The following is a 21,660-nucleotide window of genomic DNA, read 5'->3' as shown; positions in this document are numbered from 1 at the left end:
TCAGGCTCTGGCACACGACCGCGGCGCATCGCCTGGTGATAGCTCAATGATGGGATGTACCGAAGCGTTGGACGATGATGATCGCTATTACGAGGAGCGCGCCGCACGCCGTAAGCGCGAGGAATACCCCGGCGAGGTCGGTGATCACGGCGACAGCGAGCCCGCAGGCGATCTTCCCCGCGTACTCGGCCTGGGCGAGCAGTGAATGTACGGTGGCCCTGACGGCGCCGACGGTCTGGTTGTTGACCCAGATGGTGCCGAAGCTGCGGGTCAGCGGCAACGCGCCTGCGGCCAGCAGCACGGCGAGGCTGCCGCTGGTCGCCTCGTGTGCGAGGGCGAGGCCCACGGCACCCACCGCGGCGACGGCGCACGCGACGACGTAGCCGCGCCGGGCGGTGTGCGGGCAGCGGATCCGGGGCTGCGCGACGCGCAGGGCGGCTGCCCCCGCGAGGCACATCAGCACACCCAGGCCGGTGAACCAGGCGACCGGATCGACCGCCGGTGCGAGGGTGACCAGCCGCAGCGGATACAGCCGGCCGAGGGCGTCGGCGACGCCGTTGACCAGGAACGTCGCGGTGAAGACGGCGAGCAGCATACGGCTGCCGCGGACGAGGCGTGACCCGCGGGCCAGGATCGACCAGGCAGCCGACCACCGTCTTGCTGGGACCGGGACGAAGCGCTCCTCGCGGAAGCCGACGACGACGTACAGGCCGAGGAGCAGCATGGCTGCTCCGGCGAGCACCATCGCCATACTGCGACCGGTGAGCCAGGCCAGGCCGCCGATGCCCGCCAGCCCGGCGACGGTCCCGGTGAGCTGGGCCTGCTCCGCCCGGATCAGCACCACCGGGACGCGCACCGGATCGTCGAGTTCGTCACTGATCCACGCCACATCCGCGCCGCTGGCGAAGGTCCACGACAGCCCCCAGAGCATCTGCGTGGCCATCAACGGCGGGAAGTCACTGACCAGGCCGGTGGTGATCATGGCGATACCCATGAGCACATGGGAGACGACCAGCGACCACTTGCGGCTGAGAGTGTCGGCGACGACACCGGCGGGAACCTCGAACACGAGCGCGGCGACGGCCTGCGCGACGCCGATCAGCACCAGTTCCGACGCCGGCAGACGCGCGTCGACGACGAGGTACACGCTGGTCACCAGCCACCAGCCGCGGTGCAGTACCGCTCGGCACCAGATCCACCGCACGAACATGGTGCCGTGGTCCGGGCGGATGCCGCTCAGGCCCGTCTGCTGTGCTTGTCCAGTGACATCAGCTCGATCGTACGGACCGGTCGACCACCTGCACCAGCGAATAAAGGGCTGCCTGTGTGTGTCAGTCGGTGATCCGGAAGGCTTCTACTCAGAAAGGGATCGTCCATGACAGATCTGGATCAGGCAGTCGACGCCGTCGCCAAGCAGCTCTTCGGATGACCGGAACAAAGCCGGGGCCGGACACCCACAAGTGGGGTTCCGGCCCTTTGGCGGTAAAAGCCGGCTGTACGACCTTGCCAGCCATGTGGTGCGCCGTGCCACATGCCGAAGAGCATCCAACGAGCAACGACAGGGCGGGCGCCGTCCCTTGACCGTTCTCATCCGGTGGTCCCTCGGCGGGACCGCCTCTGCTCTTGGTCGCGTCCGTTCGAGATGGCGGGAAGGGCAGCAGCTAGTCGCCGGCATGATCAGCGAAGGCCACCACACCGCTTAACCGCAGCTCAGGGCGCGTAGCTCAATATTCGAGCGGGACAAGGTCCAGGCCGGTCGCAACAGGCGACGATGCCATGCCGGCACCGCCACCTCACGACGCAACACCATGCTCTCAACATCCTTCGATGCCTAACCGCGGCCCGGCAACATCAGCCGGCTGAGCACCCGGAGCATGATCAGCTAGAGCAGTCGGACAAGCACAAGACGCGATCTTGCCTGCGGGCACGTACCCCGCCAATCCACAGGTCAGAGCCGTCGTGGTTGCGCGCTGTCGTCACGTCTTTGGGACGACGCGGAGGGGTTTACTGGGGAGCAGGCCGTGCTTGAGGATCGACTGCTCCGGCGGTAGACCGGGACGGCGGGCGATCAACGCCCACGTGTGCTCAGATCCCCGGCAGGCGTACGGCGATCATGGCGACGTCGTCCCTGTACACCGTAGGCAGCTGGAGCAGTCTGTCGCAGAAGTCGTCAAGAGGCTCGCGGGCCAGCGAGGCGGAGCCGCGGCGGAGCCGTTCCAGTCCCAGGTCGAGATGCTCTCCTGGCACTTCCACCAGGCCGTCGGTGTAGAGCAGCAGCGTGCTACGTGCGGGAAGCACCGCGACGGAGCTGCTGCGCGACATGTCGTAGCCCGCGCCCAGGAGGGGGTTGACGGCGCCTTCCAGGAAGCGTGCCTCGCCTTCGTGGGTGACGAGCAGGGGCGGCGGGTGGCCCGCCACTGAGTAATGAAGCGACCAGACGCCGCTGTCCGGCCCTTCCAAGTGGGCGAGGATGCAGGTCGCCGTGCCCTCGCCGTTCAGCAACTCGGTGGCGACGTTCATACGGCGCAGGATGTCACCGGGGGGCTCCTGGCGGTCCACCGCCAGCCCTCTGAGCATGTTGCGCAGCTGGCTCATCGTCACCGCCGCCGCCAGGTCGTGGCCGGCCACGTCGCCGATCGTCAGCACGGTGGAGCCGTCGGGCCGTACGAAGCAGTCGTACCAGTCGCCGCCGATCTCCGCCGAGGTGGCACTGGCCCGGTACCGGGCGGCGATCTCCAGCCCCGACACCCGCGGCGGGTCGGTCTTGGTGGATTCGCGGTCGTCGGGGTGCACGGCATTCAGCCAGCCGTGACCGCGGTGTTCCTCCCACGGCTGCCCGGTGAGCCGGTGCCAGCCGGGACACGGCTCGATCACCTCCCCCCTGGAATCGGACACCCAGATCTCCTGCCTCTCAAGCTGGGTCAGGCTCTGGTAGCCGCAGGAACCTGTCCCGCTCCGCGGGGATGGAGCCGCCCAGCCGTTTGGACTCGACCTGGTCCGTGACCTCCACGGCCATGATCAACACGCCTTCCTCGCCGTTTTCCAGTGAGATCCTCGACACGCTGACCGAGGAGTAACGCTCCCGTACCGCCAGCGGGTGATCGCGGTACTCGAACGGGATGTCCTTCAGGCTGACGGCCTTTCCCGTTTCCCTGACCTGATCGAGCAGCGTGAAGTATCTCTGCTGGGTGATGTCGTGAAACACTTCCCTGGCCGGGGCTCCGAGCGGGCGTTCTCCGACGATCTCCTGGTAGGCGTCGTCCATGTAGATCAGCCGATGATCGGGACCGCTGAACACCGCCACGCCCGCCGGGGCAGTATCAAAGACGCCCAGCGGCAGGTCGCTGGCCCTTCTGGTGCTCTCGTCCCTCATCCGTGCCTCCCGCTGCCGGAACCGCGACCCTTCACCGCGCAGGTGACCTGCGGGGGGTCGGGGTGCCACGACCAGCCCTGCAGGCCCGCGTCACAGGAGCCCATCGCCGGTCGTCGAGAGATCTCCGAAAGGACAAGGATGATCGTCGGTCTTCCGTGCTTCGGGCGCGTCTGGGTAGCCGGTGTCTGGTTTCCGGCAGGGGCAGTGAGTTCGTGCGGGCACGTGGGCGCCCGTTGCGTACGACGCGCTACGACCCAGGGTCGTCGACCTTGAGCTTGTCTCCGGTGTTGGAGATGAAGACGACCAGGAGCTTGGCCCATTGGGTCCGGCTGGTGTTCTCGGTGAGGACGTGGTGGGCGCCCGGCGACTCGACCCAGTTCGCGCCTTGGCGGTAGGTGGTCGCGGGCTTGCCGTCGAGCTTGCTGCGCACGGTGCCTGCGAGTACGTAGGCGTAGACGAACGCCTGGCCGTGCCGGTGCGGCATCGCACGTGCGTTGGGCGGGAAGTCGACGATCGCCGAGGTGAACGTCTTGCCCTTCACATTCGGGAGGCTCTGCTCGAGCAGTGGCTTGAGGGTCTCGGTGGGGTGCTCCGATGTCACGGCCGCGGTCGGCGTCGTGGCTGGGGCGGGCTGGTCCGAGGTGGAGTGGGGCGTGGCCGCAGTCAGCGCGGCGACGGCCAGTACGCTACCGGCGATCCGCATTCCGATCATGATTGGTCTCCTGTTCAGTCTTCCGTGACGCGGATGATCGTCTTGCCCCGGGTGCGCGTGGCGGGGGCGAACGCGGCGGGTGCTTCAGCGAGCGGCCGTACAGCGCCGATGACCGGCTTGAGCCGGCCGTCCCTCATTCGCGTGGCGAGCTCGGTGAGCCGGGCGCGGTCGAGTTCGACGACGAAGAAGACCGCCCGCCCGTCTTTGGGCTGGACCTTGGGCGGCAGGTTGATGCTGACGAGCGTGCCGCCGGCCCGGACCAGGGCGGCCGATCGGTCGAGAATGTCTCCGCCGATCACATCGAACACGACGTCCGCCTCGCCGACGTCCTCCAGCTTCTCCGTCTGCAGGTCCAGGAAGGTGTCGGCGCCCAGGGCAAGCGCCGTGTCCCGGTCGGCGGACCGGCCGGTGCCGATGACACGGGCGCCGGCCTCGCGGGCGAGCTGCACCGCGATCGAGCCGACGCCGCCCGCGGCGCCGTGGATCAGGACGGTCTGGCCTGTGACCAGGCGGCCGTGGTCGAACAGGCCCTGCCAGGCGGTCAGCCCGGAGATCGGCAGTGCCGCGGCCAGGATGTGGTCGACATCCGCCGGCAGCGGCGCGAGATTGCGGGCCTCCACCGCGACGTATTCGGCGAGCGAGCCGTTGCGGGCCCAGTCGGCCAGGCCGAACACCCGCTGGCCGACACTCAAGCCGGTCGTGCCGAACCCCAGCTCTTCGACCACACCCGACAACTCGTGCCCGGGTACGCTCGGCGTCCGGTCACGGCCCGCGCGATCGGTCCACGTGGCTGGCCAGTCCAGCTCTCCAGGGGTCATGCCCGCGGCGTGTACCCGCACGATGACGTCGTTCTCGGCCGCATGGGGGTAGGGCATGTCCGTCAGGGACAGCCCGGAGAGACCGGCTTCACGGTCTCGCACAGTGATGGCTTGCATAAAGGTCCTTACTAGGAGGGGGCTCTCGAGCGCGCATCCCGGTCACCCGCGGGGCTCATCGCGGCTCGTCGACGGAGGAACGCAGCAGGTGGACGCATACCGACCTGATCTCATCTGCTCACGAGCGTTCCTTCGTCTGTCCCGTTCTGGTTCTCATCAGGGAGACGAGGCAGCCCCTCGGGGTGTGACAGCTCAGAGGTGAGAAAGCTTGTCCGGGTTGATGACCCTGCGGTACGCGCTGATCAGGCCGTCTGCGATCTGCAAAGTGTCGACGGAGTAGACACGGCCCTTCCGGTAAAACGCCAGGGCGAGCTCGCCACCGACCTCGACGAGGTCGATGCGGTCCGGCCGCCACTGGCGGCCCACCCGCACCAGCACCTCAGCGACGCGCTCACCACCGTAGACGGGCTTGCGCATCGCGGCGGCCTTGCCGCCGCCGTCGGTGACGTAGAGGGCGTCCGGGTGCAACAGCCTGACCAGCCCAGCCAGATCCCCGGCCTCGTACGCGGCGCGAAAGGCCGCCAGCACACGTTCACGCTCCGCCTGCGACGCCTGTGGCGAAGACTGCTTCGCGTTGGCCACCCGCCGCCGCGCCCGTGAGGCCAGTTGCCGGGCACTCGGCACGGAGACATCCAGCACTTCGGCGATCCGGCCGAACTCAAGACCGAAGACATCGTGCAGGACGAAGGCCACCCGCTCCGGCGGGCTCAACTCCTCCATGATCAGGAGCATCGCCGAGCCGACGGACTCATCGACGAGGACCGGCTCGGATGCGTCCGGCCCCGTCAGCAGTGGCTCCGGCAGCCACGGCCCGACGTAGGTCTCCCGGCGGAAACGGGCACTCTTGAGAATGTCGTACGACCGCCGTGCGGCCACCGTCACCAGCCAGGCCCGCAGATCATCGATACCCCGCAGATCCGTTCCGGCCGCCCGCAACCACACGTCCTGGGTCACGTCCTCGGCATCGGCCACACTGCCCAGCAGCCGGTAGGCCACGCCGAAAACCGCAGGCCTGTGGCTCTCCCATTCGGCTCCGAGGATGGCCTCCCGCTCAGACCGGCCACTCGTGTGCCCATTGCCCATACAGATCGCCACCTCCCCACCCTGCAGATCCAGCGTAGTCATCCGAGTCCGGGGTCCACGCCGACGGCCTCGGAAGCGAGCCATCCCGTACGCTTACACCGAGCAGCGCCGCGAAGACCTGGCCGCGCGCGGGCGTGTCCCTCCTGCCAACCCTTCCACCAGGCCCTTCTGCCGGGTGTCCCGCTCGGAAACACGGTTTCGTGCTCTGAACTGGGATTCTGCTACGCGATCAGGGTGGTGGCTGCGACCACCGCGAGGTGCTGTTGTCGCTTGTCTACCGGTTGGTGAGGTGCCGATACCCTGTAGCACGAGACGGAATATTTCGACCTTGCTATCGCCGCCGATGTGCCGAAGAGCATGTGACGAGCATGAACTCGCACATCTTCGCCTCGCAGGAGAAGGTCGAGGATCGAGAAAGTGCAAGTCAGATGGGGTGTGGAGTGGTAGGGCGCCCGGGGCTCGAACCCGGAACCTACGGATTAAAAGTCCGCAGCTCTGCCAATTGAGCTAACGCCCCTCGCACGAGCAAGGGTACAGAGATTACCGCCCTGCCCGCGACGCCTCCATCACCGGTAAGCCGGCAGCCCGGTCAGCGCCTCTCCCAGCACCAGCGTATGAACTTCCTGTGTGCCTTCGTACGTCAGCACACTCTCCAGGTTGTTCATGTGCCTGATCACAGGGTACTCCAGCGTGATCCCGTTGCCGCCCAGAATCGTACGGGCCTGGCGGGCGATGTCGAGGGCGGCGCGGACGTTGGCCAGCTTGCCGAAGCTGATCTGGCGGGGCTTCAGCGTGCCGGCGTCCTTGAGCTCGCCGAGATGGAGGGCGGTGAGCTGGGACTGGGCCAGGCCGACGTACATCCAGGCGAGTTTCTCCTGGGTGAGCTGGAACGCGCCGATCGGCTTGTCGAACTGGACGCGCGTCTTGGAGTAGTCGACGGCCGCCTCCACGCAGGCGCGGGCGGCGCCCACGACGCCCCAGATGATGCCGAAGCGGGCCTCCGACAGGCACGACAGCGGCCCGCGCAGCCCGACGACCCCGGGCAGGGCGGCCGAGGCGGGCAGGCGTACGTCGTCGAAGTACAGGGAGGAGGTGACCGAGGCCCTCAGGGACAGCTTCTTGTGGATCTCGGGGGCGGAGAAGCCGGGCGTCGAGGTCGGCACGACGAAGCCGCGGACGCCCTCGTCGGTCTGCGCCCACACCACCGCCACGTCGGCGATCGAGCCGTTCGTGATCCACATCTTGGAGCCGTTGAGGATCCAGTCGGATCCGTCCTTCTTCGCGTACGTGCGCATGCCGGCCGGGTCGGAGCCGTGGTCGGGCTCGGTCAGGCCGAAGCAGCCGATCGCCTCGCCGGCCGCCATCCGGGGCAGCCACTCCTCCTTCTGCTCGTCGGAGCCGTACTTCCAGATCGGGAACATCGCCAGCGAGCCCTGCACCGACACGAACGAGCGCAACCCCGAGTCGCCGGCCTCCAGCTCGCGGCAGGCCACGCCGTACGAGGTCGCGTCGGTGCCGGCGCAGCCGTACCCCTCGAGGTGCATTCCGAGCAGGCCCAGTGAGCCGAGCGCGGGCGCGAGCTCGCGCGCGGGGAAGACGGCCTCCTCGAACCAGTCACCCACGTGCGGCAGGACGCGGTCGGCGACGAAGGACCTGACGGTGTCGCGGATCAACCGCTGGTCGGCGTTGAGCCGGTCGTCGAGGCGCAGCAGGTCGTCCATTGCGGATCCTCTCCTCGCATAGGGGACTACCAGGGTTCTACCAGGGGTAATCCTGATGTGCGAATACCGGCCCCACGGGCAGTCTTGAGGCATGAGCGAATACCAGGTCAAGAAACTCCGCAGGACCGAAAAAGGCCGGATCGTCGCGGGCGTGTGCTCGGGCGTCGGGGAGTTCGTCGGGATCGACGCCAACATGGTGCGGATCGCGCTGGCGATCCTGACGCTGTTCGGCGGGCTGGGCGTCGGCATCTACGCGATCGGCTGGCTGCTCATGCCCGACGAGCACCACGAGACCTCGATCCTCCAGGACGTGATCAGCAAGCAGCAGCAGCGCAAGTCCACCACCGACTGGAGCGGCGAGCAGAAGCCTCAGCCGTGATCAGGCGGCTGCCTGGGCGCGCACCTGGGCGGTCTTGTCGCGAGACTCGGTCCACATCATGGTGAGGACGGCGGCGCAGGTCACCCCGCCGATCCCGGCCAGCGCGACCACCGGCTCAGGGCCGAGTCTCTCCGCCGCGAACCCTCCGATGAGGATCCCGATCCCCTGTACGGCCATCAGCCCCGACTGCACGAGACCGAACGCCTGGCCGCGGCGTTCGGCCGGTACGGCTTGCACGAAGGCGGCGTTCGCGGCGAGTTGGTACGCCCCGCCGACGCCCGACAGCACCCACGCGGCGAGCACCACGGCGAGCGGCGGCCGCAGCGCCGTCACGATCAGGGGCGCGCAGCTGAGCATGGCCATCCACCCCATCAGCTGCAGCCGTCGCGGCGGTGACACGAACCTGCTGAACAGGAACGCCCCGATCACCGTCCCGGTCGGCATCGCCGCCATGAGCAGCCCCGTGATGACCGGCACCGGAAGCGCATCGGTGGAGAACGTGGCCGCGTACGGCGCCGCTATGCCCTCCGGCAGGATGTAGAAGCCGCACAGCCACGCGAAGAGCACCAGAGTGCGCAGCTTGCGAGAGCCGAACACCAGTTTGGCCCCGCCCTTGGTCATCGTCCACATGGATGGCTTGGCGCCGTCGCGACCTGGAGCGGGACGCCGGCGTACGCCGGAGACGATGATCAGCGCCGACCCGAGGAACGTCGCGGCGTCGAGGGCGAGCGCCCGGTAGGGGCCCATCGCGGCGATCATCGCTCCGCCGGCCGCGAAACCGATCATCTGCACGGCCTGGTTCGTCATGTTCTGCAGGGCCGAGCCCATGACGTACGCGTCGCCGTCGAGGATCTCGGGCAGCAGCGCCGCCCGCGCGGCCGAGAACGGCGCACTGAGCAGCACCACGAAGAACACCAGCACGCACAGCGCCCAGAACGGCAGCCCCGGCACCGCCATCGCGGCCACCAGCGCGGCCCGCAGCAGGTCGCAGGTCAGCATGACGCCCCGGCGCGCGAACCGGTCGGCCAGCCCCGCGAGCAGCGGGCCGCCGACGATCGACGGGAGGTACGTCAGCGCGTACACCGCGGCCGTGGCCAGGGGCGAGCCCGTGCGGTCGTAGACGAGCACGGCGAGCGCGACCTGCGCGAGCTGGTCGCCGAGGAGCGACAGGCCCTGGCCGAACCAGAGGGCCCGGAACTCCCTGACGGCGATGACTTCCCGGTATGTGACTCGCGGCGTTCCGGCACGGCGATGCCGCCCCGGCGGCCGTCGCGCCCGCATGGCCCCCATAGGACTCCGCTGTGCCTGACTCAGAGTGTTCGGTATGTCACCTAAGGTGCCCGAACGACATGGGTGACCGCAACCTAAAGCAGCCAACCAAATGCAAAGGGTTACCAGCCCAATTCGTGAAGGCGGGCGTCGTCGATGCCGAAATGGTGACCAACTTCATGGACGACCGTGATGCGGACCTCTTCGATCACGTCCTCTTCCGTATCGCAAATCTCACATATCGCATTGCGGTAGATCTCGATGCGGTCGGGCAGGACTGCTGAGTACCAGTCGCCGCGCTCCGTGAGGGGGACACCGGTGTACAGGCCGAGCAGGTTGGGCTCCGGCGGGTCATCGACGACCGTGACGACCACGTTGCTCATGAGGCCGGTGAGGTCAGGGGGGATGCTGTCCAATGCCTCGGCCACGAGTTCCTCGAACTTCTCCCGCGATACCTGGATCACGCTTGCCATTCTGCCCCGTCCGTCAGGTAGGCAAGAATCCGTATGAAGTTCGTCCACAGGTCGAAGGCCATCCTTCGGTCGCGGACCGCGAGGGTCCTGTCGGTTCTCCTCGTCGCCGCGGCCGGTGCCTGGCTGGGCATCTTCCTCAGCGGCACCGTACGGTCCCAGGTCGGCCCGGTCGAGACCGGCATGTCGCTCCGCCCCGCCTGGCACGGCGAGACGGTGGTCGACGCGAGCCCCCTCGGCACGCTCACGTTCCACACGCATGACGCGCCGCTGCGGCTGCGCATCACCCTCGAGAACATCGACCAGGAACGCGCCCGCGCCCTCCTGGAGGACCCGCGGCTGGCCGACCGCCTGCCCGCCACGATCGAGGGCGATCTGCTGGACGGCGTCCGCATGCTCGTCGTCCGCTCGTTGCTGTGTGCGGGGGCGGGGGCGCTGCTGGCCGTCCTGATGGTCTACAAGCGCCCCAAAGTGGCTCTGGTGGGCCTTCTGGCGGCCTCTGTGGGGCTTGCCGGGACGGGGGCGCTGGCGGCCCTGACGTTCCGTCCCAACTCGCTCGTGGAGCCGCGCTACTCGGGTCTGATCGCCGCGGCGCCGTCACTGGTGGGCAGCGCGGAGTCGATCGTCACGCGGTTCGAGTCGTATCGGACGCAGCTCACCAAGCTCGTCACGAACGTCTCGAAGCTCTACGAGACGGTCTCGACCCTGCCGGTGTACGACCCGGACCCGAAGTCCATCCGGGTCCTGCACGTCTCCGACATCCACATCAACCCCATCGCCTGGAACGTCATCCGCTCGCTCAAGGACCAGTTCGCCGTGGACATGGTCATCGACACCGGCGACATCTCCGACCACGGCACCAGGGCCGAGAACAAGTTCGTGGACGAGATCGGCCGCCTCGGCGTGCCGTACGTGTACGTCCGGGGCAACCACGACTCGATGACCACCCAGCGGGCGGTGGAACGGCAGCGGAACGCCATCGTCCTGGACGACGAGACCCGAACCGTCGCCGGCCTGAAGATCTACGGCCTCGGCGACCCGCGGTTCACTCCGGACAAATCCGTACCCATCGACTCGGACCCGTCCGTCCTTGCCCGGTTCGCCCGTGCGCATCTGGGCAAGGTGGCCAAGCCTGACGTGATCGCCGTACACGACCCCGACGTCGGACGCGGCTTCAGCGGCGCCGCGCCCATGATCCTGGCCGGCCACACGCACGAGCGGAAGACGACCATGCTGCCGAGCGGGAGCCGCATGCTCGTCCAGGGCTCCACGGGCGGCGCCGGCCTGCGCGCACTCGAACACGCCCAGCCCACCCCCGTACAGGCGTCCGTCCTGTACTTCGACCGCGAGACGGGGCGCCTGCAGGCCTGGGACGACATCACGCTGGGCGGATTGGGCGAGCAGTCGGTCTACATCTCCCGTCACGTGGAGGCCGACCCGCAACGTATGATTTCCCCAGAGCCAACGAACGCCCCGTCGCCAACGGGACCGGTCACTGGCACGCCGACGCCGACCGCCGGTCAGCCGCTTTGGCATCAGGGGCAATCGTCCCCTATGCTTCAGAGGTCTCCGACGGAAGGCGACAGGGAATCCTGAGCCCCCATCGTCTAGCGGCCTAGGACACCGCCCTTTCAAGGCGGCGGCACGGGTTCGAATCCCGTTGGGGGCACCGCGAGCGCCTAGCGCACCCGCAAAACGGATGGTCTAAGACCACCGAAGAGCTGGTAAGCTAAGCGAGCGCAAACAGCAAGAAACGCAAGGTCCTGTAGAGCAGTTTGGAGTGCTCGCCACCCTGTCAAGGTGGAGGTCGCGGGTTCAAGTCCCGTCAGGACCGCTCTGGGTCAGGTAGCTCAGTTGGTACGAGCGTCCGCCTGAAAAGCGGAAGGTCGGCAGTTCGACCCTGCCCCTGACCACCAGCCTTGAACAGCCAAGATGCCCCGTAGCGATCACCGCTCCGGGGCGTTTTTGTTGTTCTGACGACAGTGTGCCCGTCCAACGGTGAGCCATCTGTGAGGTCAAGGCGTGGACGAGTACGTGTGGCCGCACATCGGACCAGAGGCGGCTAAGAAGATCCAGGAGGCCTGGCCCGCCACGTGCCAGGTGCTCCCGGTAGGTAAGCACATCATCGCGACGGTCATCGGCCGGCAACCGTTCGGCGTCTTCGTGAGGATCCACGGTGTCCCTGATGCTGTGGGCCTGGCGGAGGTGGTCGGCATGCCTCGGGATTTCGAGCTGCCGCAGCTTGGTGCGCAGGTGGAAGGTCATGTCGCCGACCATGTCGAGCGCGACCACCAGGTGCGGATAACACTCGACGGATGGACGCCTCCATGGAACGACAGCAGCGCCTCAAGGCTGTAAGCCTGAGTGATTTTGTTCGCGAGCACGGGAGCCAGATGTTGGTCACTTTCGGCACTACTTCGCTGGCCTACCGCGTGCGAGTGGTCGTGAGAACGAGCGCCACTTGTTGACCATGGCCGAGATCCTGGCGAGGTAAGCACACGTCGCCAGGTGACTCTCCGTAGAACTCGGCCGCCGTGATGAACGACGTGCGACGCGCACTTCTGCCGATGAGCGGATGCACACGCGGGGCATCTGTCATCATGGCCGGATTTTCGAGCCCGGGTCGCGTTCGCAAGCAGACCAGCATCTTCATGCTGCCCGAGGACGAAGCAGCGTTCGACGAGACGCTGACGTTCGCCGCGCGGTCCCGCCGAGTCGGTGCACGCAGATCGGCTGTACCCTCGGCCAGTGCATGACGACACTTCGCTGCTTCGCAGGATCGCGGCGACGCCGGCACTTTCAGGCATCCTGCGAGAGCTAATCGAATTCGACGTCGAGGATCTGGAATCCGTAGACGGATCTACGGCGCGATTGTTGTCGGGTGAGAGCCTGCACGCGATCGCGTGTGACGGGGCGGCGGGACGGTTCTTCCTCGTGGGCCGGGAGGCGCGACTGCGCCACGTGCTGTACGCGGATTCGGAAGGCAGTGCTGGTCTTGTCGGATCGAGCCTTTCGAACGCTCTGGCAACGATGGTGGCATTGCCGAACTGGCGTGACCTGCTCAACTTCTCCGGTGGCGGCGACCTCGGCCAGATGCGTAGAGCGCAAGCCTGGCTGGAGGAGGGGATGCGGCGCAGGCACCCCGATCTTGATGAGCTACAGGCCGTACTTGTCAGCGAATTGGGCCTGGTCGTGCCTGATGACCCCGTGCTGGCGTTGTGGGACTCGGTCCGAGCAACAGACCCGGACATCGATTTCATCGATGATGCAGACGGAGGTTTGCCATGGGGATCTCTCTTTCATGAATGGACGATCGAACGTCTGATGAGACGCTGACCCGGATGCCGCAGCAGACATCCTCAACTGCCTATTGAGGGCGTGCAGACCAAGGTCAGGTGCACACATCTGCCGCAGACAACGCGCGGATGGCCTCCCCTGGTTCGTCACTATGCGTGAGCAGAGATCCGTTCGACGCCGGGCGCGGCCGTAGCAACCGGCGTGGCGCCGAAACTCACGAACATCGAGAGCGGCGCGATCTCGCTGGCGCCCGAACCCAGCGACATCTGGCGCCGGAACTCACGAACATAACCACCTGTGCAACCGACATTGATCGTTTACGCCTGGGCCGTGGTCTTCTGCTTGAGGCGTTCGTAAGGGGTTTGGCCGCCGAGGCCGCCATGGGGTCGAGGGTAGTTGTAGTAGTCCTCCCATTCGCGAAGCTTGTCATTGAACACCTCGGCGTCGTCGATGACGACGCCCTCGAGCATCCGGTAGAACTCTTCGGCGTTGATGCGGTGTGAGCGTTCGACCTTGCCGTTCAACCGCGGCGTGCGGGGCTTGATGTAGACGTGGTTGATGCCCTTGTCCAGGACGTGCCAGTGGAAGGCCGACTGGAACTCGGCCCCGTTGTCGGTCTGGATGACCTCCACCTGGAACGGCAGGCGCTGCAAGACGTAGTCGAGGAACTGGATGGCGGTCTTCTGGTTGAGCTGCGGATAGATGCGCAGCACGCGCAGCCGGGTGCAGTCGTCGATCGCCGTGAACTGGTAGTACTTGTTACGGTCGCCCTTGCGGCCGGTGACGCCGGCGATCGGCTCGATGAACTTGACGTCGATCTGGACGCGGTGGCCGGGCAGCTGCTTCTCGTACCGCTTCCAGCGGCGGTCGTGGCGCTTGTAGCGCTGAGAGGCTGGCAACCGGCCCATGTCCAGGCGCTTGAGGATCCGCCAGACGCCTGAGCGGCTGATGGTGACGTCGTGGTACCGCTTCAGGTACATCGAGATCTTCTCCGGACCGAAGTGGTAGTTCTGCCGCAGATAAATGATCTTCTGCACGACCTCAGCGTGCGTGGCGTTCGGGCTGGTCTTGGGCCGCTTGGAGCGGGTGCGCAGGCCCTCGATGCCCTCGGCCTGGTAGCGGCGGTACCAGATGTAGTACGCCTGCCGGCTGATCCCGTAGTAGCGGCACGTCAGCGCGACGTTGCCCGAGACCTCTTCGACGTGACGGATGACCGCCAGGCGCCGCTTGGCTTCACGGTCGAGTGGGGGGTTCGGGGGAGTCGACATAGATAGTCTCCGTAGTGGTCGGAGACCCAGGTGTCAACGATGTCCATCAGTTTTAGAGCACGGCTGCGGACGCTCGCGGACTTCCGGAGACTGATGGGCCAGGTCAGGCGGCGTACCAGTGCCCGTAGCGGTCAGGCGCAAGTGGCTTCGCATCGAAGGGGTCACGGAAGGATCTTGCTAACTCGGATGCTAACAACGGCCCCGGATGATCGGGGACGCCTGTGACCAGCGCTCTGCGGTCAGCGGTGGACACCCGTGCACATCGCCGATTCTCCTTGTGAACAGATGCTCGGCTGAGTGACAACCTGGGCGCACGGTCCCGGACATTGGCGGACTCTGGAGGACCTCGCATACAGGATGCTCCTATGGATGTCAAGCCGCGAGTTGAAGATCGTTTGTTGTGATGATCTGGTAGAGCTCGCGGGCGACGTACCGCTTGAGGCATCGGATGATCTCTTTCTTCGAGAGCCCATCTTGGGTGCGGCGTTCCATGTAGGCCCGGGTGCGGGGGTCCCAGCGAAGCCGGCACAGGACGACGCGGTAGAGAGCGGCGTTGGCTTGGCGGTCGCCTCCCCGGTTGAGCCGGTGCCTGCGGTTCTTGCCGGATGAGGCCGGGATGGGGGCGACACCGCAGAGCATGGCGAAGGCGGCCTCGGAGCGCAGCCGATCATGGTTTTCGCCGGCGGTGACCAGCAATTGGCCGGCGACGTCGGTCCCAACCCCGTGGACGGCGACCAGGCGGGGATTGATCGCGGCGACCAGGGGCTGCAGGAGCTCGTCCAGGTCGGTGATCTCGGCGGTGAGCTGCTGGTGGCGGCGGGCCAGTGAGCGCAGCGCGATCTGAACGGCGGTGGTGGGTGTGGCGGCGTCGTGCGGGTCAGGGCGAAGTGCCGCGCAGGCGGCGATCAGCTTCATGGCAGGCAGGCCGCGCAGACGTTCGCGGAGACTTTCGGGCGCGGTGACGACGAGGGTCTTGATCTGGCGCTGGACATCGGCGCGCTGGTCGATCGCCGAGCGGCGCGCCACCCGTAGATTGCGCAGCGCTTCGATCCGGCCGTCGCGCTGCTTGGGGGTGCCGGTGCGGTCGCCGGCGAGTGCGGTCTTGGCGGCGGCGATGGCGTCGATTGGGTCGGACTTGCCCTGGAAGCGGCGGGTCTTGCGGTCCGGCCGGTCGATCTCGATGACGTCGATGTGCTCGGCTTGCAGCAGGCGGGTGAGCCCGGCTCCGTAGGCGCCGGTGCCTTCGACGCCGACGCGCGTCAGGTGTCCGAAGGTGCGCATCCAGGTCAGCAGGGCGGTGTATCCGGTCGGGGTGGCGGGGAACTGCTCGGTTCCCAGGACCCGTCCGACCGGGTCGATCACTGCTGCGGTGTGGGTGTCTTGGTGGGTGTCCACGCCGGCGGCGACTTCTGTGATCGGTGCGCTGTGGGGTGTAATGGAGGTCATCGTCGTCCTGTCGTTTTGACCGTGGGCGGGGCGGCACGCACCAGCCGGGCAAGGCGGACAAGACAGTGATGGGGCCTCTGGCCAGGCTCCTATGAAGTCACAGGCGCCGCGTCTGGTGGGTGCGGATGAGTGTCTCCCGCCTCGGGCCGACAGATCCTGTTGAGGACCCGAAGTCAGTCAGACGCTGGGTCAGACCCTGGCGGGAGACGCTCATCTACATCATCACTGTCAGACGTAGTACAGGTACTGGCTGAGATCGCCGGCTCCGAGGAGACGGCGCCGTCGACCGCGATCCGGACCCCGAGGTTCGACGTGATGTCCGCACCGGTCGGCGACAGCAGCACGATCCGGTAGTCGGCACCGAACCGGTTCGCCTCCTTGAACACCTCCGCGGGACCGGCGACGTCCAGCAACGTCACTCCGTCGTAGACGAGGATCGCGACCCGGTGCGGGGCAGCGTTCACCGGTCCGGTCCCTCCGGAGCCGGATCCGCGCGGTGACCGGCCGGACCCCGGCGGCACTGACCGCCGTCGATGCGGCGACGCGGGAGGCATGGACACCGTTCCTTGGTAGCACACCGTTACCCGGAGATGACGGGGACAGACCCTCGTGGACGGGGTTGCTCAACCGGCAGCGGGCGCCGAAGCCACCCCTCCGACCGCCCCTGGGCGGCTTCGGCGTGCCGCGGCGGGGTGGGGGTCGTCACGAGAGTCAGTGCAGCGGTCGTGGTAGGAGCACACGGCTGCGATTTCGCCCTGTCCGGATATAGGTGATTCCTGGCCGGAGGAAGGCGGCGCCGCACGCCAAGCGGTGGGCAGCATGAATGTCGGACACACGGTCCACAACCGACACACTTCCCGGAAAGCCAGAGGTCATGCCAGAGGTCATCGCGGGGTTGGAGATTCCTGAGACAGCGGCGGTCGCCGAAGCGACCATGCTCATCCAGGAGACGACCAGCCCTCTCATCTATCACCACTCCCGGCGGGTCTTCTTCTTCGGCCTGATCCACGCTGACAAGCTCGGCGTGAAACCGGACCCGGAGCTGCTCTACTTGGCGGCCATGTTCCACGACGTCGGCCTCCTGGCTCCCTTCTCCGACGTCGAGCAGCGCTTCGAAGTCGATGGCGCCGACCACGCGCGCGAGTTCCTCCTGGACCGTGGTTTCTCGACGGCAGCGGCCGAGACCGTCTGGACGGCGATCGCGCTGCACACCACGCCGGGCATCCCCGGCCGGATGGCCCCGGAGATCGCCACCACACACCTCGGCGTCTTGACCGACGCGATCGGCTTCGGCCTGGACGGGCTGGAACCCGATCAGCTGGACGAAATCCTCGCCGTCCACCCACGAGGGGACTTCAAGAACGAGTTCCTGCGAGCCTACGTCGACGGGCTCAAGAACCGCCCAGAAACCACGAACGGCACCGTGAACTCCGACGTGCTCGAGCACTTCATCCCCGGCTTCCAGCGCACGACGACGGTCGAGCGCATCGTCGGCTCGCCCTGGCCGAGCTGACCGGACATCACACGAGGCCATGCGATGAACGGTGTGAGTCACTTCCACAACGGACGTCGTCTCGGACGTCGTGCTTCGTTCGTCCTGCTCGTCTACGCCAACGTGCTGATGATGGCGACCGCGAGCGCGCCGTCCCCGATCTACCCGCTGTACCGGGAGCGTTGGGGCTTCTCGGTGACGATGCTGACGGTGATCTTCGCAGTGTACGTCGCCGGTCTGCTCGGCGCCTTGCTGACGGTCGGGTCGCTCAGCGATCACCTGGGTCGCCGTCCGGTGCTGGTCACCGCCCTCCTCGTGGCCGCGGCCAGCACGGCGATCTTCTGGGCCGCCGACGGGGTGGGGTCGCTGCTGATCGCCCGCGTGTCACGCTGAACGACCCGCGCGCGCTTTTCCCCGGTTTATGAGTCACCGATGCCTGGGCCAGTCTTCCCGGCCGGGCCGTTCTCCTGGCCAGCACTTTCTCCCGGCCGGCTGGCGTCGCGGGGGCAGGCGCCCCCGCCGCCCACGCCACACAATCCGACACCTGAGAATTCTGGAGTACCGTTCATGACTACCTTGATGATCGTCCACGGCGCCTGGCACCGGCCGAACGCCTGGGAGAAGCTCGAAACCGAGCTACACGCACTCGGCTATGGCACCCGCGCACCCGCATTGCCGAGCGCCGGAGAGCGTCCCACCGCGGGCATGCATGACGACGCCGCCATGGTGGCCAAGGAGTTGGCCTCGATCGAGGGCCCGGTCGTGCTGCTCGGCCACTCCTACGGGGGCATCCCGATCACCGAGGCCGCCGCCGGTGCGCGGAACGTCGAGCGGCTGATCTACCTTTGCGCGTGGATGCCGGACGAGGGCCAGTCGCTGTTCGACCTCGAAGGCTCGCCCACTCCCGACGACGTGAGCGGCCTGCTCCCGCTTATCAGCGGAGCGCGTACCTCGCTCTACGGCGATCTGCCCGACGCCGAGGCCGAGCAGGCGATGAGCGCGTTGGTCGACCAGACCGTCCGATCGTTCGCCGAGAAGGTCGGCGCGGTCGCCTGGCGGGACATCCCGTCCACCTACATCGTCGCAGAGCAGGATCAGGCCATCTCGCTCGCGCTGCAGGAGAAGATGGCAGCCCAGGCTGCCGAGATCCGCCGACTCACCAGCGGTCATTCCCCGTTCCTGTCGCAGCCGCGCATTCTGGCCGCCCTCATCGACGAGATCGCGCGATCGAGCTGAGCTTGAACGGCGTCACGGTCGAGAGGGCCGGCCTGCCTCCCGCCTGGGTGGCCGCCTACCACCACGCGACGAGGTACTGAATTACGCGCACCTGCTGATCCAGGCAGGTGTACCGACGGATCTTCACCACTACAGCGGAGCGTTCCACATGGCCCACGTGATCCCCGGGACAGCCATTGGCACCCGCATGATTGCCGAACGGGTCACCGCCATCCAGCGGCTGCTGCACACGCCGTCTGCCTAACGAGTTGGACCGAGGGCGCGGGATCTTCCCCGCGACCTCACCAGCAGACGCAACCAGGGTGTCTCCCGGTTGGTACCGCAACAGCGCGTCGACCTGCGTCGCGTCGCCTCCGGAGGCGACGACGCCACCGAAGACGGCGTACGTCACCAGGAGCCCCCGCCCCAAGGCGGCTTTGTCGAGCGGAAGGTCGGCAGTTCGACCCTGCCCCTGACCACCAGCTTTGAACAGCAAAGACGCCCCGGACGGATCATCGTTCGGGGCTTTTTGATGTCTGCTGACAGCAACAGTGACAGCACCGACTCGTGTGTCTGAGTCGGCGCGTCTGTCACGTCTGTCGCGTCATTTGTGACAGAGAGCTTGTGGATCTTGCATGATGAGCCCGGCGGCGCGCAGCGTCTTCTCCCCGCCTGGCACCACCGGGAATACCGCCTCGCGGGCCGTCTCGTCCGGGTGCTCGATCGCAGCGTCACCTTCTCTTGGAGAAGATCCCGCGCTTGCCTTCACCGAGGTCCGAGGAGGACCCCGGGCAGCGAGTTCCACGACCGTCCCGGCGTCTGTACGGCCCAGCGCTGCGATCGCGTCTACTTGGACGTCTCCCGCAACGGCATCGCAGGTTCTGCTCGACGGCTTGCCAGAACCGCGTCAAGACCGCCGCCTTCCGGGCCAGGACGAGGGTCGAGTGAGTCAGGTCAGCACCCGGATCGGGCTGTCGTCGAGGAAGGCGCCGATGTCGTCCACGGCGTCACGGTAGAACGTCGCGTAGTTCAACTCGCTGACATAGCCGAGGTGCGGCGTGGCCAGCACGTTCGGCAGCGTACGGAACTCATGGCCGGCGGGCAGCGGCTCCTCGTCGAACACGTCCAGCCCGGCCCCCGCGATCCGCCCCTCGCGCAGCGCGGACGCCAGGGCGGACTGGTCGACGATCGCCGCCCGCGAGGTGTTGACCAGGTACGCGGTGGGCTTCATCAGGCCCAGTTCCCGCGCGCCGACGAGCCCCCGCGTCCGGTCGCCGAGCACCACGTGGACGGAGACGACGTCGGAGCCGGCGAGCAGGGCATCCAAATTGGGGGCCGGTCGCGCGCCGCATTCCTCGGCCCGCTCGCGCGTCAGGTTCTGGCTCCAGGCCAGCACGTCCATGCCGAAAGCCCGCCCGATCGCCGCCACCTGCGACCCGATACGGCCGAGGCCGAGCAGCCCGAGGGTGCGTCCGTGCAGGTCTGTGCCAAGGGTGTGCTGCCAGGGGCCGCCGGTGCGCATGGCGGTCGCCTCGGGCACCAGGTGGCGGGCCAGGCCGAGGATCAGCGCCCACGTCAGCTCGACCGTCGAGGTCGAGCCGCCGCCCGTGCCGCATACCGTGACGCCGTGCGCCCGCGCCGCCTCCAGGTCGATGGCGGCGTTGCTCATGCCGGTGGTGACGAGCAGCCGCAGGTGGGGCAGCCGGTCGAACACATAGGCGGGGAACGGCGTGCGCTCCCTCATGGCGACCACGATCTCGCAGTCGTGGATGGCCGCCACAAGTTCGTCGGTGCTCGCAAAGTGCTCGCGGAAGCTGGTGGCCCGGACCCGGGACCACCCGGCCATCCCTAGTGCCACCCCCTGGTAGTCGTCCAGCACGGCGCAGCGAAAAGCAGGCAGCGTCACGAACGCTCCATGATGCGCATGCCGGCTTCGTCGTGGCTGTCGCCAATGGCTGGGGGCAGGCTGTTGAGCTGCTCGATCTGTTCAGCGGTCAGTTCCACGGCGTCGGCGGCAGTGTTCTCCTCGACGCGTGCCACGCGTTTGGTACCGGGGATGGGGGCGATGTTGTCGCCCCGGGTCAGCAGCCAGGCCAGGGCGATCTGCGCGGCAGTGGCACCCGCCTCGGTGGCGATGGCTTGGACCTCGTCGGCGATGCGCAGGTTGTGCTGGAAGTTCTCGCCGGTGAAGCGCGGGTTGTTCTTGCGCAAGTCGGTGTCGTCGAAGCCGCCGGTGGAGCGGATCTGCCCGGTCAGAAAGCCGCGTCCCAGCGGAGAGTAGGGTACGAATCCGATGTTCAGCTCGCGCAGCAGCGGAAGGATCTCCGCCTCCGGGTCCCGGGTCCACAGCGAGTACTCCGATTGCAGCGCGGTAATGGGGTGCACGGCGTGGGCGCGGCGGATCGTCTCGGGCCCGGCCTCGGACAGGCCGATGTGGCGGACCTTGCCCTCGGTGACCAGTTCGGCCAGCGTTCCGACGGTGTCCTCGATGGGTGTGTTCGGGTCGACTCGGTGCTGGTAGTACAGGTCGACGTAGTCGGTGCCCAGCCGCTTGAGCGAGCCTTCAACGGCGGTGCGGATGTTGGCCGGGCTGCTGTCGAGATGTCCTGGCCCGCCGTGCGCATGGGAGATCATGCCGAACTTCGTCGCCACCACGGCCTGGTCGCGGCGGCCCTTGAGTGCCTTGCCGAGGAGTTCCTCGTTGATGTACGGGCCGTAGACCTCGGCGGTGTCGAGGAAAGTGACACCCAGTTCAAGGGCCCGGTGGATGGTGCGGATCGACTCGGCGTCGTCCGTACCGGCTCCTGTGTAGGCGTAGGACATCGATACCAAGCCCAGGCCGATACGGGAGACATCCAGGTCCCCCAGCTTGATGTGCTTCATGACAGTTCTCTGTTTCTCTAGGAAGGTGTACGACTTGCTGAGCACTGCGAACGGCTCCGCTGCTCATCGCCGGCACTGTCGTCGATCACTCGCGCCGGGCGGCGTCGCTGGTTACGT

22 protein-coding genes and 4 tRNA genes are annotated in these 21,660 nt (G+C 67.2%); 11 read left to right on the top strand and 15 right to left on the bottom strand.

The window, feature by feature from the left end; all coding sequences use genetic code 11:
• Positions 1-43: 43 nt before the first annotated feature.
• The 8 genes from E1286_RS01570 to E1286_RS01540 form a co-directional block, all read right to left on the bottom strand.
• Positions 44-1,210, bottom strand: coding sequence for an MFS transporter (locus E1286_RS01570; protein ID WP_132608391.1), 1,167 nt, complete (start codon positions 1,208-1,210; stop codon positions 44-46).
• Between the two features lie 875 nt (positions 1,211-2,085).
• A complete protein-coding gene (locus tag E1286_RS49800) occupies positions 2,086-2,895 on the bottom strand; it encodes a PP2C family protein-serine/threonine phosphatase (RefSeq protein WP_246074309.1) in 810 nt (269 codons plus the stop codon).
• Positions 2,896-2,911: 16 nt separating this feature from the next.
• Positions 2,912-3,373, bottom strand: coding sequence for a PAS domain-containing protein (locus E1286_RS49795; protein WP_246074307.1), 462 nt, complete (start codon positions 3,371-3,373; stop codon positions 2,912-2,914).
• A 247-nt stretch (positions 3,374-3,620) separates the two neighbouring features.
• Positions 3,621-4,085 (bottom strand): cupin domain-containing protein, encoded by a 465-nt coding sequence (locus tag E1286_RS01560; protein WP_132608389.1) that lies wholly within the window; start codon positions 4,083-4,085, stop codon positions 3,621-3,623.
• A 14-nt stretch (positions 4,086-4,099) separates the two neighbouring features.
• Complete coding sequence (locus E1286_RS01555; RefSeq protein ID WP_246074304.1) at positions 4,100-4,960, bottom strand: NADP-dependent oxidoreductase; 861 nt, start codon at positions 4,958-4,960, stop codon at positions 4,100-4,102.
• A gap of 252 nt (positions 4,961-5,212) precedes the next feature.
• Entirely contained in the window at positions 5,213-6,145 is a 933-nt protein-coding gene (gene sigJ, locus E1286_RS01550; RefSeq protein WP_246074302.1) for an RNA polymerase sigma factor SigJ, read from the bottom strand.
• 399 nt (positions 6,146-6,544) lie between these two features.
• A tRNA-Lys gene (locus tag E1286_RS01545) sits at positions 6,545-6,620 on the bottom strand.
• 49 nt (positions 6,621-6,669) lie between these two features.
• Complete coding sequence (locus tag E1286_RS01540) at positions 6,670-7,824, bottom strand: acyl-CoA dehydrogenase family protein (protein WP_132608387.1); 1,155 nt, start codon at positions 7,822-7,824, stop codon at positions 6,670-6,672.
• A gap of 91 nt (positions 7,825-7,915) precedes the next feature.
• Here E1286_RS01540 and E1286_RS01535 point away from each other — a divergent pair, with 91 nt between their 5' ends.
• Positions 7,916-8,203 (top strand): PspC domain-containing protein, encoded by a 288-nt coding sequence (locus E1286_RS01535; RefSeq protein ID WP_132608385.1) that lies wholly within the window; start codon positions 7,916-7,918, stop codon positions 8,201-8,203.
• On the opposite strand, the gene E1286_RS01530 is transcribed toward E1286_RS01535, so the two are convergent.
• The gene (locus E1286_RS01530) at positions 8,204-9,484 is read right to left on the bottom strand and encodes an MFS transporter (protein ID WP_342776147.1); all 1,281 of its coding nucleotides are present in this window, start codon (positions 9,482-9,484) and stop codon (positions 8,204-8,206) included. It abuts the gene before it with no gap.
• 110 nt (positions 9,485-9,594) lie between these two features.
• Positions 9,595-9,945 (bottom strand): metallopeptidase family protein, encoded by a 351-nt coding sequence (locus E1286_RS01525; RefSeq protein WP_397057833.1) that lies wholly within the window; start codon positions 9,943-9,945, stop codon positions 9,595-9,597.
• Between the two features lie 33 nt (positions 9,946-9,978).
• On the opposite strand from E1286_RS01525, the gene E1286_RS01520 reads away from it, so the two are divergent.
• The 6 genes from E1286_RS01520 (at position 9,979) to E1286_RS01495 (ending at position 13,278) form a co-directional block, all read left to right on the top strand.
• A complete protein-coding gene (locus E1286_RS01520; RefSeq protein WP_132608381.1) occupies positions 9,979-11,538 on the top strand; it encodes a metallophosphoesterase family protein in 1,560 nt (519 codons plus the stop codon).
• Positions 11,539-11,611: transfer RNA gene (locus E1286_RS01515), tRNA-Glu, on the top strand.
• 90 nt (positions 11,612-11,701) lie between these two features.
• A tRNA-Asp gene (locus E1286_RS01510) sits at positions 11,702-11,776 on the top strand.
• A gap of 5 nt (positions 11,777-11,781) precedes the next feature.
• A tRNA-Phe gene (locus E1286_RS01505) sits at positions 11,782-11,858 on the top strand.
• A gap of 106 nt (positions 11,859-11,964) precedes the next feature.
• The gene (locus E1286_RS48760) at positions 11,965-12,300 is read left to right on the top strand and encodes an RNA-binding protein (RefSeq protein ID WP_187368098.1); all 336 of its coding nucleotides are present in this window, start codon (positions 11,965-11,967) and stop codon (positions 12,298-12,300) included.
• Positions 12,301-12,690: 390 nt separating this feature from the next.
• Entirely contained in the window at positions 12,691-13,278 is a 588-nt protein-coding gene (locus tag E1286_RS01495; protein WP_132608379.1) for a hypothetical protein, read from the top strand.
• A 278-nt stretch (positions 13,279-13,556) separates the two neighbouring features.
• On the opposite strand, the gene E1286_RS01490 is transcribed toward E1286_RS01495, so the two are convergent.
• From E1286_RS01490 to E1286_RS01480, 3 genes are all read right to left on the bottom strand, one after another.
• Complete coding sequence (locus E1286_RS01490) at positions 13,557-14,507, bottom strand: IS481 family transposase (RefSeq protein ID WP_132608377.1); 951 nt, start codon at positions 14,505-14,507, stop codon at positions 13,557-13,559.
• 372 nt (positions 14,508-14,879) lie between these two features.
• A complete protein-coding gene (locus E1286_RS01485) occupies positions 14,880-15,953 on the bottom strand; it encodes an IS110 family RNA-guided transposase (protein WP_132608375.1) in 1,074 nt (357 codons plus the stop codon).
• Between the two features lie 173 nt (positions 15,954-16,126).
• The gene (locus E1286_RS01480; RefSeq protein WP_223189426.1) at positions 16,127-16,417 is read right to left on the bottom strand and encodes a helix-turn-helix domain-containing protein; all 291 of its coding nucleotides are present in this window, start codon (positions 16,415-16,417) and stop codon (positions 16,127-16,129) included.
• A gap of 410 nt (positions 16,418-16,827) precedes the next feature.
• Here E1286_RS01480 and E1286_RS01475 point away from each other — a divergent pair, with 410 nt between their 5' ends.
• From E1286_RS01475 to E1286_RS01460, 4 genes are all read left to right on the top strand, one after another.
• Positions 16,828-17,466, top strand: coding sequence for an HD domain-containing protein (locus E1286_RS01475; RefSeq protein WP_132608373.1), 639 nt, complete (start codon positions 16,828-16,830; stop codon positions 17,464-17,466).
• Between the two features lie 24 nt (positions 17,467-17,490).
• Positions 17,491-17,838 (top strand): MFS transporter, encoded by a 348-nt coding sequence (locus E1286_RS01470; RefSeq protein ID WP_132608371.1) that lies wholly within the window; start codon positions 17,491-17,493, stop codon positions 17,836-17,838.
• A 186-nt stretch (positions 17,839-18,024) separates the two neighbouring features.
• A complete protein-coding gene (locus tag E1286_RS01465) occupies positions 18,025-18,681 on the top strand; it encodes an alpha/beta hydrolase (protein WP_223189424.1) in 657 nt (218 codons plus the stop codon).
• A 720-nt stretch (positions 18,682-19,401) separates the two neighbouring features.
• A complete protein-coding gene (locus tag E1286_RS01460; RefSeq protein WP_342776146.1) occupies positions 19,402-19,608 on the top strand; it encodes a CGNR zinc finger domain-containing protein in 207 nt (68 codons plus the stop codon).
• 1 nt (position 19,609) lies between these two features.
• Here E1286_RS01460 and E1286_RS01455 read toward each other — a convergent pair whose 3' ends face one another.
• On the bottom strand, positions 19,610-20,566 hold the full coding sequence (locus E1286_RS01455) for a D-2-hydroxyacid dehydrogenase family protein (RefSeq protein WP_246074298.1): 957 nt from the start codon (positions 20,564-20,566) through the stop codon (positions 19,610-19,612).
• On the bottom strand, positions 20,563-21,543 hold the full coding sequence (locus tag E1286_RS01450; RefSeq protein ID WP_132608367.1) for an aldo/keto reductase: 981 nt from the start codon (positions 21,541-21,543) through the stop codon (positions 20,563-20,565). Before E1286_RS01450 ends, E1286_RS01455 begins: the two co-directional genes overlap by 4 nt.
• Positions 21,544-21,660 lie beyond the last annotated feature (117 nt).

Source organism: Nonomuraea terrae (genome assembly GCF_004348995.1).
GTDB lineage: Bacteria > Actinomycetota > Actinomycetes > Streptosporangiales > Streptosporangiaceae > Nonomuraea > Nonomuraea terrae.
Note: the sequence above shows the minus strand (reverse complement) of the source record. Positions and strands in the feature narration are given on the sequence as shown.